Below are 13895 nucleotides of genomic sequence, written 5' to 3'. Positions count from 1 at the left end.
CTCTGGTCATGAAGACTGCAATCATTACCCTCGATTTTATCAACGATATTTGTCATCCAAAGGGACAAATATCAGCAGCGGCCCCAAGAGTCCATAAGAATAGAGTTATTGAGAACACCAATAAACTCCTTGCGTGGGGAAGAGCACGACGTCATCTTATTTGCCATATCAGGGTCGCTTTTTCCACCGACTACAGGGAATCTTCCTCTAACTCTCCCCTCTTCAGCTATATCAAAGATATAGGCGCCCTCCGTCAGAAAAGCTGGGGCACTGCTTTTGTTGATGATCTCAATATCACTGATAGCGATATATCTATTTATAAGAGGCGTGTCAGTGGCTTCTATGGGACCGAACTCCCAGTGCTTATTGCTAGCCACAATATAGAAAGGATTATTTTCTGTGGGGTATCAACACAAAATACAGTCGAACTGACAGCCAGGGAAGCTCACGATAGAGACTTTTCAGTACTCATTGCCTCAGATGCCTGTGAGTCTGACACGGAAAACAATAAACAGAATAGCCTGAACTTCCTCACGAAGATAGCCAGTGTAAAAGCAGTCGATGAGATTATTGCTAGTGAGGGTGCTAGTAAATAATGAATACCCGTATTTCCAATAGAGAATTTGCCCTCAGTGTCATTACCGCAATTCTGGCGGCCAGCTGTATGTCGCTAACCGGGCTATTTGGTAAAGAACTAACTACCTTTAGCTCCTTATCGTTGGTGGTCTTTATTCGTTTCTTTGCCCCATTTTTAATCCTAACCTGGATTTGCCTCGTTGTTTTCGATGAAAACCCTGTGACTCATCGAATAGATAGGATTGATGGTGCAAGGGCGTTATTCACTTGTCTCGCTCAGTATTGCTTGTTTTATTATTTGTCCAAAGGCTCTCTACTTGTCGCCGCCCTTCTATTTTCAACGTCAGGTTTATTTCTCCCTTTTATTACCCGGTTTGCCAAAAAGGATCCGATAAAAAAGAAGACACTAGCGGCCTGTTTAATCAGCTTTATCGGCGTTGCTTTTATATTGAAGCCAACTGCTGGCTTTGACAGCTATATGATAGTGGGCCTGCTATCGGGCTTCTTTGGAGCTTGTTCACAGTTTGTAATGCACCACTCTTCAAAGAAGCAAAATACGATATCTTCAACCACCAAGATGTTCGGCCTATCCAGCCTCTATATGCTTGCTATTTTATTGATTGAAGGAAATCTTGGGGAGCTTACAAAAGTCGCGGTATCTCTATCGGACTCGGTAAGTTTTGTGATTGTGATTATTGCTTTTAGCCTGTCGACAATCAGCAATCAATCCTTACGCACTAAAGCCTATCGTCGGGTAAACAGACCTGCCAGCTTATCTCCCTATTTATATACAAGCCTGATTTTCTCCGGCATATTGGATTGGTTGGTCTATAACACACTCCCAACCTGGAATACTTATGCCGGCAGCTTACTGATAGTAATAGGAGGTATTATTCAGGCAATCAGAACTCAACCCCAGATTAAGGCATCGCATTCTTAGCAAGGATAAGGGAGGGCTAGGAATAGCCGGAGAAACCCAGCCCTACAGATTCAACTATCTGCAGGGCCCAGACGATTACTTGAACATCAGTTCAGGATTAACCATCGTTTTCATTTCCAGAACGTTGCCATTTGGATCTTCGATAAAAAAGGTTTCCTGTTCGTATTCATTGCCGACAAAGCGACGGTAAGGCTTGTCCAGGTATTCCAGCCCGGCAGCTTCGATACGGCCTTTTAGTGCCTGAAACTCATCTTCCGGCAGGTGAATGCCAAAATGAGGAACAGCCACTTCTCCCATATCCACCTTGTGGCGAACATTGGGGAGCTTCTCCTCACTCTGGTGCAGGGTGAGTTCGTTACCCCAAAAGTCGATATCTACCCAGCGACCTTCTTCACTGTTGCCGGTCTTGCAGCCTAAGACATCGCAATAGAATTTCTTGGCGGTTTCCAGGTCCCCTGCCGGAATCGCAAGGTGCAAACAATTCGATTTCATATAGCCTCCAGCCTTTGCTAGCTCCTCATAGAGATCAAAAATTGATTGACTGACATCTGCTAGTCATTAGCCCTTCAACCCTCCCCCCTAACAGCATTAACATTTACTTTGCCGTCGGAGCCACCCAAAGGATACAAATAAGATCAAGTGATCCCGTTAATTATTTAAATAAAAGTGGCCGCTTTACGCGCTGGCAACTTATACCGGGAATATTCCTAATATTAGGGCCCATAGCTTTAGCTAAAGAGCCCGAACTCAGGGAGTATACAGATGCATATCATCGCACCCCACCCCGAAATGGAATATCCTCCTAGCCTAGGAGTACACTTTAACATATATATTTCAATCTCTAATATCGAACCCGCGGAGAAACTGCTTAGTTATTGAACGTACTCCTCGACACTTCAGCGCCAAATCCTTATAGTGCGGCCCCCACATCACGCCTCCTATTTTGGCGAAACTGGCTTACCAGAGCCCATTTGTAATCCTCAGGAATACGCTCTTGATCTCCACCGCGAATATCACCATGCAGTTTGGTGCCCAACCACTGTTTGAAAACATTTCTGTAAAGTTCGGCAATGGCAACCGATATGGCCTTATCGGGGCCAATGGATGTGGAAAGTCAACCTTTATGAAGATCCTGAGTGGTGCCTTGGCGCCCTCGGCCGGCAACGTATCCATTGAGCCTGGATGCACCTTGGGTACTTTGAGCCAAGACCAGTTTGCATTTGAAGAGTACACCGTCGTCGATGCGGTCATCATGGGAGATGTCCGCCTGTGGGAAATTAAACAGGAACGTGACCGGATATACTCGCTACCGGAAATGAGCGAAGAAGACGGCATGCGCGTAGCCGAGCTTGAAGTCCAATTTGCTGAGCTGGATGGATATAGTGCAGAGAGCCGTGCGGGAGAAATCCTGCTTGAAGCTGGCATCGACGAAGCCCTGCATTTTGGCCTGATGAAACAGGTAGCTCCCGGCTGGAAATTGCGTGTATTACTCGCCCAAGCGCTATTTGCCGACCCGGATATTTTATTGTTGGATGAGCCGACCAATAACCTGGACATCCACACCATCAAGTGGTTGGCAGATGTACTGAATCAACGCAAAAGCACCATGGTCATCATTTCCCACGATCGCCACTTCCTGAACTCTGTCTGCACCCATATGGCCGACATAGATTATGGTGAATTGCGGGTTTTCCCCGGCAATTATGAGGACTTTGTTGCGGCCTCCACGCTAATACAAGAACAACTTCACGCAGAGAATGCCAAGAAAAGTGCCGAACTGGACGAGCTACAGAGCTTTGTGAACCGCTTCTCTGCCAATGCATCCAAAGCCAAGCAGGCCAGCTCCCGCGCGAAGAAGATGGAAAAAATCAAGCTGGACGAAATCAAACCCTCCAGTCGGGTCAGCCCTTATATTACGTTTAACCAGTGTAAAAAATTGCACCGCCAGGCGCTGACTCTTGAGGGGCTTACCCATGGTTTTGACAGTGAAACGCTATTTCAAGGTGGCGAAATGCTGCTGGAAGCCGGTGCGCGCCTGGCAATTATCGGTGAGAACGGCGTTGGTAAAACAACCTTCCTGCGCTGTCTTGTCAATGAGATCCAAGCAAACAGCGGAGTCGTCAAGTGGTCAGAAAATGCCGCTATCGGCTACTGCCCGCAAGACAGCAGTACAGATTTTGATGGTGACTTGACAATATTTGAGTGGATGTCCCAGTGGCGCACTCCCAAGCACGATGATCTGGCCGTGCGAGGTATTCTGGGCCGACTATTATTTACCGCAGATGATGCCAATAAAAAGGCAAAGGTCTGCTCTGGCGGCGAGAAAAATCGCCTGCTGTTTGGCAAGCTAATGATGATGGACACCAATGTGCTCATCATGGATGAGCCAACCAACCACTTGGACATGGAAGCCATCGAAGCCCTGAACAAGGCACTGGAGAAATATGAGGGCACACTTATTTTTGTGAGTCACGATCGTCAGTTTGTCTCATCCCTGGCAACCCGAGTTATTGAAATCAAAGATCAAGCACTGATCGATTTTCAAGGCACTTACGAGGAATACCTGGCGCACCAGTCAGGTACAGAACAGCAAGTAGCCTGATTCCAAACTCGAATCGGAAAAGGCATATTGGGGCGATAACAATACTCGCCCCAGGACTCAAAAGCTGCAAATTGTAACCAATCACCACCAGATAATACGGGGCTCGGTAGGCATCACCTGAGCCCCCTAAAGTCGCCCCCCGCTACTGCAATCCATCCAGATTCCTTCCTCGGCCAATTTCCTACGAATTAGTAAAAAAACCAAACAGCCAAATAATTTTTATACAGGTTAAAAGTCGATTTACTTTTCCCAACTATAACCATCGACCTCAGGCCGATGCCTGCCTATATAAGGAAGGCGCTCAGAAGATACATTTCAACCATCCTTGTTCTACTACCAAGCGGATGACTTCCAGTGTCATCAAAGTTAAACAACATCTATCGCGACCCCTAAAAGCACCAAAAGTATTCATGTTGCCTGTGCAAGCACCACTGGGGAGCAGATGCCGACTTTCTGGACTATTTACCTAATTTGCCCCTGCAATGTAGCGATTCCCTACTATCAAACCAATTAAACAATACTTTTTTGCTACACCGACCCATCGCTAACCAATAAATGAGTATCTCGTTTTCCCCAAGCGTGATTTTTTGGTGCAGAGTTACTTAAAAAGCTAGGAAAAAAGCGTAAATGCCGAGAAAAAACACTGGAAAACAGGGGTTAAGTTCTGGTACATTCCGCGACTATTTTTTAACCAACTGCCGATTTTCTCATCGGCCGCCAGTGCGAAATTCGCCTGTCGCTGTAACAGAGGTAATAGAATGAAACCAACCAAGCCCCTGCTACTGCTGGCCTCTAGCCTGTTGTCCGTAGCTGCCCAAGCTGAGATGACCTGGAGTGACAACAGCCTGAGCCTTCTTTACGGCCACGATTACAAAGTCGACTACAGCAAGAACACGGATGACTCTGAGAGATCCGTAGTAACTTTTGAGCACGCCAGTGGCCACAGCTGGGGTGACCTCTTTATTTTTGCCGACTACCTGGACTCGGAAGATGGCTCCAAAGAACTGTATAGTGAGATTTCTCCCCGCCTGAGCTTAGGCAAGCTCAGCGGCAGTGAACTGGCTTTCGGACCGGTTACCGATGTACTGATCGCCACAGCAGTTGAGCTGGGCAATATGGATGATCCGGACCACTTGGCAGCAACCGGCCCCCACTTTACCAATTACCTGACGGGTGTGGGCTTTGATCTCGCGGTACCCGGTTTCTCCTTTGTACAAGCGAATGTTTACCACCGCGATAACGATGACAAGGCCAGCAACGAGCAGCTGACCCTGGTTTGGGCCATGCCTTTTACCCTGGGTGATGCCAGCTTTGTCTACGACGGATTTATCGATTGGACCAGTGCTTCTGAAGATTCACATCCGAGCACTAACTTTACCTCCCAGCTGAAATGGGATGCCGGCGCCGCCTGGGGTGAACCCAAGACCCTGTACGCGGGTATTGAGTACGTACACTGGAACGACAAGTTCGGAATCAAAGATGGCACTTATGGTGTCGATTCCAACGAGCGCAACGTTAACCTGCTAGTAAAGTACCACTTCTGATATGAAACCCACTGATATCCAAACATCGGCGACCCCTGGGTCCGACATCCCACAGGTGGGAGGCAATGCCTCATTCCTGGAGAAGTTGTTCAAGCTCTCAGAGCGCCAGACGAATGTTCGCCGGGAAGTGATTGCCGGCGTTACCACATTCCTGACGATGGCCTACATCATCTTTGTGAACCCCAATATCCTGGCTGCAGCGGGTATGGATAAGGGCGCTGTGTTTATGGCGACCTGCCTTGCAGCCGCTATTGGCTGCCTGATTATGGGGCTCTACGCCAACTACCCCATCGCATTGGCGCCAGGTATGGGCCTCAATGCCTTCTTCGCCTACGTTGTCGTCGGTGAAATGGGCTACAGCTGGCAAGTAGCCCTGGGTGCGGTGTTTATATCAGGGGTAATCTTCCTGCTGCTCAGTATCTTCAAGCTGCGAGAGTGGATTATCGATAGTATCCCCCTCTCCCTGCGACAATCCCTGGCAGCGGGTATCGGCCTGTTCCTGGCGATCATTGCCCTGAAGAGTGCCGGTATCGTTGTGGCCAGCCCCGCTACTCTGGTAACCCTGGGCGACCTCAAGTCAATTGAGGCGATCCTGGCAGCACTGGGCTTCTTTATTATTGTGGCCCTGTCCTACCGCCGTATGCTGGGCTCAGTGATGATCGGTATCCTTGCGGTAACCGTCATCGCCCTGGCAATTGGTAAGGTAGAGTTCACCGGTCTGGTATCCGCACCTCCCAGCCTGGCACCGACTTACCTGGAGCTGGATATCGCTGGCGCCTTCGAAGTTGGCATGATCAGCGTGATCTTTGCCTTCCTGTTTGTCGACCTGTTCGACACCGCAGGCACCCTGTTAAGCGTTTCTGATCGCGCCAAACTGCTGGATAAAGATGGCAAGTTGCCTGGAATGGGCAAGGCCCTGATGGCCGACAGCTCCGCATCTGTCGTTGGTTCTGTGCTGGGCTCCTCCACTACTACCTGTTATGTAGAGAGTACTGCAGGAATTACCGCCGGTGGTCGCACAGGCCTGACCGCTGTGGTTTGCGCCGGGCTATTCCTGTTGGCGACCTTCTTCTCGCCCCTAATCGGTATGATTCCGGCCTATGCAACCGCAGGTGCTCTGCTGTATGTTGGCGTCCTGATGACTTCCGGTATGTCATCTATTGATTGGGATGACATTACCGAGGCCGCACCGGCAGTAATCGCCGCAGTGATGATGCCTTTGTCGTTCTCGATCGCGCACGGAATCGCCCTGGGCTTTATTTCCTACGCAGTTATTAAAACGCTGAGCGGACGTAGCAAAGACGTCAGCATCAGTGTCTACGTGTTAGCGGCACTCTTTGTTGCCAAGTTTGCCTTTTTCTGAGGGGTACATTGATGAAAAAGCACTTTATTAGCGCACAGCAGCTCCTGATAGACTCTTATGCTCTCGCCGAGCAAATCTATAAGGACGGCTTTCGCCCAAACTATATTGTCGGTGTTTGGCGCGGTGGCGCTCCTGTGGGCATCGCTGTACAAGAGCTGCTGCACGTGATGGGAGTGGATGCAGACCATATCGCTATCCGCACTTCCTCCTATCTCGGTATCGGTGAGCGCGACAAGAAAGTGCGCGTGCATGGCCTGAACTACCTGATCAAGCGCCTGGAGTCCCATGACTCCCTGTTGATCGTGGACGATGTGCACGACTCTGGCCTGAGTATTGAGCAAACTATCGAAGACCTACGCGCTGCCTGTAAGAAGAACACGCCGGAGATTCGTATCGCGACCCCTTACTACAAGCCGAAGAACAACAAGGCCAAGCGCGAGCCGGATTACTTTATCCACAAGACCGAAGAGTGGTTGGTATTCCCCCACGAGATCGACGGTCTGTCCCGGCAGGAGATTCTGGAGAACAAACCAGAACTCGCCCCCTATGTGGACAGAATCGCCACTGCTGTTTAATCAGCAATATTACCGGGGGCTAATGCCCCCGGTTCTCTTCTCCTCTCATCTCCCTCTCTCCCTTAGGCCATTCCGGCAAACCCTCCCCCGGCACTCAACTCCTGCCATAGGCAATACTTCAATACTCTATTAATAAACCCCACTTATGAAACTAAAGTTAGTGAGAATCAATTTATAAAGTAGAAAAGTTGGTCCAAAATTAATGCGATAAGGCCAAATGTCGGAAAATAAAAATGAACGACAAATCAGCGGGACTTAGTAAATCGCAACTCGATGCTTACTGGATGCCTTTTACCGGGAATCGTCAATTCAAAAGAGATCCCCGTATTATTACCTCAGCCGACGGCTGCTATTACCGTAGTGCTGATGGCCGCCCCATATTCGATAGTCTCTCTGGCTTATGGACCTGTGGTGCTGGACACAACCGCCCGGAGATAATTGACTCCATTACCCGACAAGCAGCCCTTCTGGATTATGCCCCCGCTTTCCAATATGGCCACCCGGGAGCCTTCCAACTAGCGGAGCGTGTCAGCCAGATGATGCCCATGGGGCTCAATCGTATTTTCTTTACAAACTCCGGCTCTGAATCCGCAGAAACCTCTCTAAAAATAGCTAGAGCCTACTGGCAGAAGATGGGTGCTCCAGGGAAAACAAAATTCATCGGACGCGTGAAAGGCTATCACGGAGTTAATTTTGGCGGTCTTAGTGTGGGGGGTATTAGCACTAATCGAGCAATCTTTGGCTCATCTTTAGATTCTGACCACCTTCGCCACACCCTTTTACCCCACAACCGCTTTGCTAAAGGACAGCCTGAACAGGGAAGTTTCCTGGCAGACGAGTTGCTGGAACTTATCAAACTGCACGGTTCTGAAAACATTGCCGCTGTTATTGTCGAGCCCGTAGCGGGGTCTGCGGGAGTATTGCCCCCACCAAAAGGCTATCTCCATCGCCTTAGGGAAATATGTACTCAATACGACATATTGTTGATATTTGATGAAGTCATTACCGCTTTCGGGCGCATGGGGAAAGCCACCGGAGCAGAGTTTTTTGGAGTGACCCCGGATATGCTCAATACAGCCAAACAGCTTACAAATGGCGCTGTTCCCATGGGCGCTGTGGCTGTGCGTCAAGATATCTACGAGATATGCATGGAAAATGGAGGACCTCAATACCAACTGGAGCTTCCCCACGGCTATACCTACTCTGGGCACCCACTAGCCTGCGCAGCGGCATTGGCGACACTGGATATTTTAAAGAAAGAAAATTTATTTGAGAGATCTACGGAGCTTGCCCATATCCTGGAAGACCATATCCATCAACTCAATGGATTACCGTTAATAGAAGATATTCGTAATTGTGGACTTGCCGCAGGCCTGACAATCGAATCAGCTCCGGATGAGCCATTACTCAGGCCTTACTTAATTGCTATGAAGATGTGGGAAAAAGGCTTTTATATTCGCTACGGCGGCGACACATTGCAAATCGGCGTCCCATTTATAGCACAGGCAGAGGAGATTGACGGAGTTATCAACGCATTAGCGGAATCAATTACTGAGGTCGCAAACGGCCAGTAGCCAGAACCTATTCCTTCTCACTCTGTATAAAAGATTCCCCCTACTGATACGGAAAATTTATATCGCCGCCTAGCTATCTTTAATGATACAAAGTAAATCGCAAATAGTAATTCAATAACTCTATATTAAAAATAGCGCCATGAACAAATATATTCGCCTTACAAATGTATTACTAAAGTACAAAGTGGTTATAGCGATTCTATGTGGTATTTTATTAAGTTCCTGTGAGCAAAGAACTACTAAGCAAGAAATAAGCTCACCAGCAAAGAAAATTTCATCTCCTATTAGAACCACAGCCCCAGGACTTTCAGAATCTTATGCTGACATTCGTCGTCAGCAAATTGCTGAAGTGGACTATCGGCTGAGCATCAATCTGGATAGTCAAGCTAAGAACTTCTCCGGAATTGTGCACGCAGATATCAATTTTAGAAAAATACTTGAACAGCCGCTCACTATCGATTTTTCCGGTGGTGCGGTTGATTCAATCCAGGTCGATGGAAGATCTGTTCCATTTGAGTACAACAACTACTTTATTTCTATTGATTATCAAAATCTACCAGAAAAATCCCACACGATTACGGTGAATTATCAACACCCGTACTCTAACAATGGCTCAGGATTACATCGCTTTAAAGACCCCAAAGACGAAAAGGTCTATTTATATACGGACTTTGAACCTTATGATACCAATCGCCTATTCCCACATTTTGACCAACCCAATTTGAAAGCACGCTACACCCTGGATGTAAAGGCTCCAAAAGACTGGGTAGTAGTTAGCGCGGAAAGAGAGGAGAGAGTAGAAGAGAAAAGAAAATCAAACCACTGGTTTTTTCCTCAAACCAAGAAATTCTCATCTTACATATTCTCTTTACATGCAGGTCCTTACCACATCTGGGAAGACAAGGCAGGAGATATTCCCCTTCGCTTAATGGCAAGACAGAGCCTGGCAAATTACGTAAAAACAGAAGACTGGTTTACCTTCACCAAACAATCCTTTGAGTTCTTTCAGCCCTACTTTGAAATTGATTATCCATTTAAAAAATATGATCAAATACTAGTACCTGATTTTAACGCCGGCGCTATGGAAAATGTTGGGGCTGTAACATTTAACGATTCTTACATATCCCGAGGAAAAAAGACCCAGGCCCAGCGGATGCGCCTCGCCAATGTTATTGCCCATGAGCTGGCCCATCAATGGTTTGGTAATTTGGTCACCATGAATTGGTGGGATGACCTTTGGCTCAATGAGAGCTTTGCCACTTACATGGCCAATCTGGCTCTAGCCGAAAATAGCGAATTCACTACCGCTTGGGAGAACTATTACTTAGGCGCCAAGCAATGGGCCTACCACACTGATCAACGCCCCACTACCCACGCTATTCAATTACCAGTCAACAATACTGACGAAGCCTTTGCCAATTTTGATGGAATTACTTATGGCAAAGGCGGCTCAGTACTCAAGCAATTGCCCTACTATTTGGGCAAAGAAGAATTTCGCAAAGGCGTCAGTAATTACTTAAAGGCCTTATCTTATGACAATTCAACCCTCAATGACTTTATCAACCACCTGGGCAAAGCTGCGGATAAAGATCTTAATTCCTGGCAGCAACAGTGGCTTTACCAGGCCGGCCTCAACACAATTGAAGCCAGCTTCCAGTGCGATGATGACAAAATCAATCATCTGGTAATTCAGCAAACAGCACCAGAGGAATACCCGATATTAAGGGAACAGCGCACACAGCTGGGGGTTTACCAAAGGAAAGCTGGAAGTATGAAACGGGTTGCAACCCTTCCAGTGCTTTATAGTGGTGCCAGAACCGAAGTAAAAGAAGCCGTGGGGCTACCCTGCCCAGAGGGGCTATACCCCAATGAAGAAGATTGGGCCTATGTGAAGGTAAATCTGGATGAAGTTACCATCAAGAATATGGCTCAGCATATCAATGATATTGAAGAACCGTTTGCACGACTAATGTTCTGGCAAAGCCTATTTGATAGCACCTATGACGCAAAACTGCCCCTGGATGAGTATATTAGTTTTATAGTGAATAATGGCGTCGACGAAAGAGACATCAACATTATTCGTTTGAACGCTAGATATATTGAATTCACTTACGATTTCCTGACTCAAATCCCCCTAAGCACAAAGCGTCGTAACGAACTTACTCAGACTGTTGAGAGCTTTGTCTGGGGTCAACTACTAGAGGCGGCTGAAGGTAGTGATCAACAAAAAGTCTGGTTTGGTGTTTTTACCAATATCGCCCACTCCACACCAGCATTAAGTCATGCTAGAGACCTGTTAATGGGAGAGTTTGCCATTAAAGGACTGGAACTCGATCCTGATATGCGCTGGAAACTTATCAAGTTGCAGAATCGTTATCTATTCTCAGATTATGAGCAGGCAATCACAAGAGAATTGGCAAAAGATAACTCCGACAGATCTAAACTCAACGCACTATCTGCTGAAGTTATTCGCCCCCAATCCGAAAACAAATCAAAGTGGGTAGATAACCTTATATCTAATCGAGACAAATTCAAGTTAAGTGAAATTCGAAAAATTACAGAGTCCCTTTTTGCACCAGAGCAAATAGAGCTATTTAACATCCACGGTCAACCGATTTTTGACTCACTGGCTCAGGTCAATGAAGATGAATCTCAGGAATTGCTTACTGCTTATGCTTACGCCCTACCGCTAATGTGTTCTAGAGAAAATGTAAATGAGATTACTAAGTCACTAAAAGAAAAACCACAACTTAAGCCCATATTGGTAAAAGCACTAAAAAATCATCGCTATTCCGGTGAACGCTGTATCAATATCGGGAAGCGATTACTCTAGATCTTCTTTAAACTAGCTATTAATGTTGAACTAAGGGCAATATCCAGCCCTTAGTTTCCCTTACCAGGCTTTTGGCCGGGTATTACGCGTAATAAAACGGTGCATATTTTATCTAAATGCCCCCTAATAAAGCATATCTATTGCACCAGCTAACTTATACTTATTCTTCTCTAAAAATCTTGTTACAGTGACATTTCAAAGCCCAAAAAATTAACGGGCGTTCCTACTTGAACCATTGTTTTAAAAAGAAAGACAATCAAATAAAGATGTATATATCAGTAAAATTAGACGACCTGTCCGATGGCTCCATTAACAATCTTCTTGAATCTCATCTACGGGAAATGTACCGACATTCCCCACCTGGAAGCGTTCACGCACTAAATCCTGATGAGTTAAATGACCCCATGATTACCTTTTGGGGAGCGAGAATTGATGGAGTTTTGGCCGGCTGTGGTGCCCTAAAAGAGATCAACCCTGATTTGGGCGAAATAAAATCCATGAAAACTCATTCTCTATTCCTGCGCAAAGGCGTTGCCCGCGCCTTGATAGAAAGAATATTGGAGGAGGCAAAGCAGCGTAAATATAAAGAGATAAAGCTGGAGACAGGCCGCACTGAAGCTTTTGCTCCCGCAATCGCTCTCTATCGCCATTATGGATTTGACGATTGCGACCCTTTCAGTCACTATAAAAATGACCCTTTTAGCCTATTTTTAGGTAAAAAATTATAATCAATAGGTATTCTTTATCAGTCAGTGTCAGAGTGTTTGTTACTATGACGCTATCCAGAAGATCCTTTATTAAATATTCCAGCTTAGCTTCCCTTACTTTTGGTGGAGTCAATCTAACCGCTAATGAGGCTAATTCCAGCCTATCTATATCAAGCCTTCCCAGCCTGGAAATGCCTTTACAGGAGATTTACCCCGCAGTCTTTTCTGGCGAGATCTATGTAGCAGGGGGATTTATCCCATCGGATACAGCAGTTTTCTTCGGTCTCTCTCCAACTAAACAAACACATATCTTTTCTCCGCGGGAACAAAACTGGATGCCAGGGCCCAATTTACCTGAGTCAAGACATCACCTTGGCATGGCCAGTAATTCCAACAGCCTATATGGCATCGGTGGATTTTTTGGCGATTCTGATAGCGCTTGGCAAGCCCGAAATACCGTTTATAAACTTTCCGGCGAATATAAGCATTGGATAGAAACCAGCCCTCTCCCCCGGCCACTGGCTGAATCTATTTACACCAACATTGGGGAGAACATCCATGTCATTGGCGGTAGGGCCCCCGACGAACAGTCTAAAAATAGAGATACCAATTCTCATTATGTGCTTACAAGAGGGGATCATTGGGAGCAAGCAGCGCCAGCCAGTATCAAGCGAACCTCCGCAGGTGGGGCAAACTTAAATAACAGAATTTATGTTGTTGGTGGCCGCCAGGTTAGCGACAATGGTAGCAAGGCCAGGAATCTAACTTATGCCGAAGTTTATGACCCCAGCCTGGATAAATGGGAAAAGATCCGCCCCCTACCCCAGGCTGCTGCCGGACTCACAGTAACCCCATTAAATAATAAATTAATAGTTACCGGCGGTGAGGCATTTGGCCCCAATGGCAACTGGAAGACTGGTACAGCATTTAACAATATTTGGATTTACGATCCAGTCACAGATGATTGGAACAATCAGGGTCAGTTGCCCCAGGCACGGCACGGTCACGGAGCAGTAGCCCTAGGAGAAAGCCTCTACTTGATTGGTGGAGCCTCTAAAGTTGGGCCGCAAGAAACTCTCGCCTCCGCAATACAGCTGCGCTGGAGCTAAAGGGCAATAATAAAGTACCCTTGAGCAAACCCACAATGCCTCTGGCTTGCAGAGGCCCACTGATGGGATGCA

Annotated in this window: 11 protein-coding genes; 10 read left to right on the top strand and 1 reads right to left on the bottom strand. The window is 46.9% G+C overall.

The genetic code is table 11. The features are described 5' to 3' along the window. The first annotated feature begins 8 nt into the window (after positions 1-8). Positions 9-596 (top strand): cysteine hydrolase family protein, encoded by a 588-nt coding sequence (locus tag ACJJIS_RS00675; RefSeq protein WP_444915301.1) that lies wholly within the window; start codon positions 9-11, stop codon positions 594-596. After that, positions 596-1516, top strand: coding sequence for a DMT family transporter (locus ACJJIS_RS00670; RefSeq protein WP_475709220.1), 921 nt, complete (start codon positions 596-598; stop codon positions 1514-1516). The genes ACJJIS_RS00675 and ACJJIS_RS00670 overlap by 1 nt, the downstream gene beginning before the upstream one ends. Positions 1517-1591: 75 nt before the next feature. Here ACJJIS_RS00670 and ACJJIS_RS00665 read toward each other — a convergent pair whose 3' ends face one another. Then, positions 1592-2008 (bottom strand): VOC family protein, encoded by a 417-nt coding sequence (locus tag ACJJIS_RS00665; protein WP_282930918.1) that lies wholly within the window; start codon positions 2006-2008, stop codon positions 1592-1594. A gap of 502 nt (positions 2009-2510) precedes the next feature. On the opposite strand from ACJJIS_RS00665, the gene ACJJIS_RS00660 reads away from it, so the two are divergent. From ACJJIS_RS00660 to ACJJIS_RS00625, 8 genes are all read left to right on the top strand, one after another. Then, positions 2511-4118 carry an ABC-F family ATPase gene (locus ACJJIS_RS00660; protein ID WP_475709219.1) on the top strand — a complete coding sequence of 536 codons (1608 nt, stop codon included), beginning with the start codon at positions 2511-2513 and terminating at the stop codon, positions 4116-4118. 758 nt (positions 4119-4876) lie between these two features. Then, complete coding sequence (locus ACJJIS_RS00655) at positions 4877-5662, top strand: outer membrane protein OmpK (RefSeq protein ID WP_444911695.1); 786 nt, start codon at positions 4877-4879, stop codon at positions 5660-5662. A gap of 1 nt (position 5663) precedes the next feature. Then, entirely contained in the window at positions 5664-7025 is a 1362-nt protein-coding gene (locus ACJJIS_RS00650; RefSeq protein ID WP_413663622.1) for an NCS2 family permease, read from the top strand. Between the two features lie 11 nt (positions 7026-7036). Next, the gene (locus tag ACJJIS_RS00645; protein WP_413663623.1) at positions 7037-7600 is read left to right on the top strand and encodes a phosphoribosyltransferase; all 564 of its coding nucleotides are present in this window, start codon (positions 7037-7039) and stop codon (positions 7598-7600) included. Between the two features lie 233 nt (positions 7601-7833). Further along, positions 7834-9174, top strand: coding sequence for an omega-aminotransferase AptA (gene aptA / locus ACJJIS_RS00640; RefSeq protein ID WP_475709218.1), 1341 nt, complete (start codon positions 7834-7836; stop codon positions 9172-9174). Positions 9175-9313: 139 nt separating this feature from the next. After that, positions 9314-12007, top strand: coding sequence for an aminopeptidase N (pepN, locus tag ACJJIS_RS00635; protein ID WP_475709217.1), 2694 nt, complete (start codon positions 9314-9316; stop codon positions 12005-12007). A gap of 266 nt (positions 12008-12273) precedes the next feature. Continuing rightward, positions 12274-12735, top strand: coding sequence for a GNAT family N-acetyltransferase (locus ACJJIS_RS00630; protein WP_475709216.1), 462 nt, complete (start codon positions 12274-12276; stop codon positions 12733-12735). A 44-nt stretch (positions 12736-12779) separates the two neighbouring features. After that, positions 12780-13823, top strand: a complete 1044-nt coding sequence (locus ACJJIS_RS00625) for a Kelch repeat-containing protein (protein WP_475709215.1) — start codon at positions 12780-12782, stop codon at positions 13821-13823. Positions 13824-13895: the final 72 nt, after the last annotated feature.

Source organism: Microbulbifer maximicatervae (SeqCode), from assembly GCF_056231245.1.
Note: the sequence above shows the minus strand (reverse complement) of the source record. Positions and strands in the feature narration are given on the sequence as shown.

Excerpts from the sequence above, each read along its gene's own strand:
- ACJJIS_RS00670 (WP_475709220.1), top strand. The coding sequence starts at position 596 with ATGAATACCCGTATTTCCAATAGAGAATTTGCCCTCAGTGTCATTACC.
- pepN (WP_475709217.1), top strand. The coding sequence starts at position 9,314 with ATGAACAAATATATTCGCCTTACAAATGTATTACTAAAGTACAAAGTG.
- ACJJIS_RS00655 (WP_444911695.1), top strand. The coding sequence starts at position 4,877 with ATGAAACCAACCAAGCCCCTGCTACTGCTGGCCTCTAGCCTGTTGTCC.
- ACJJIS_RS00650 (WP_413663622.1), top strand. The coding sequence starts at position 5,664 with ATGAAACCCACTGATATCCAAACATCGGCGACCCCTGGGTCCGACATC.
- ACJJIS_RS00645 (WP_413663623.1), top strand. The coding sequence starts at position 7,037 with ATGAAAAAGCACTTTATTAGCGCACAGCAGCTCCTGATAGACTCTTAT.
- ACJJIS_RS00675 (WP_444915301.1), top strand. The coding sequence starts at position 9 with ATGAAGACTGCAATCATTACCCTCGATTTTATCAACGATATTTGTCAT.
- ACJJIS_RS00665 (WP_282930918.1), bottom strand. The coding sequence starts at position 2,008 with ATGAAATCGAATTGTTTGCACCTTGCGATTCCGGCAGGGGACCTGGAA.
- aptA (WP_475709218.1), top strand. The coding sequence starts at position 7,834 with ATGAACGACAAATCAGCGGGACTTAGTAAATCGCAACTCGATGCTTAC.
- ACJJIS_RS00625 (WP_475709215.1), top strand. The coding sequence starts at position 12,780 with ATGACGCTATCCAGAAGATCCTTTATTAAATATTCCAGCTTAGCTTCC.
- ACJJIS_RS00630 (WP_475709216.1), top strand. The coding sequence starts at position 12,274 with ATGTATATATCAGTAAAATTAGACGACCTGTCCGATGGCTCCATTAAC.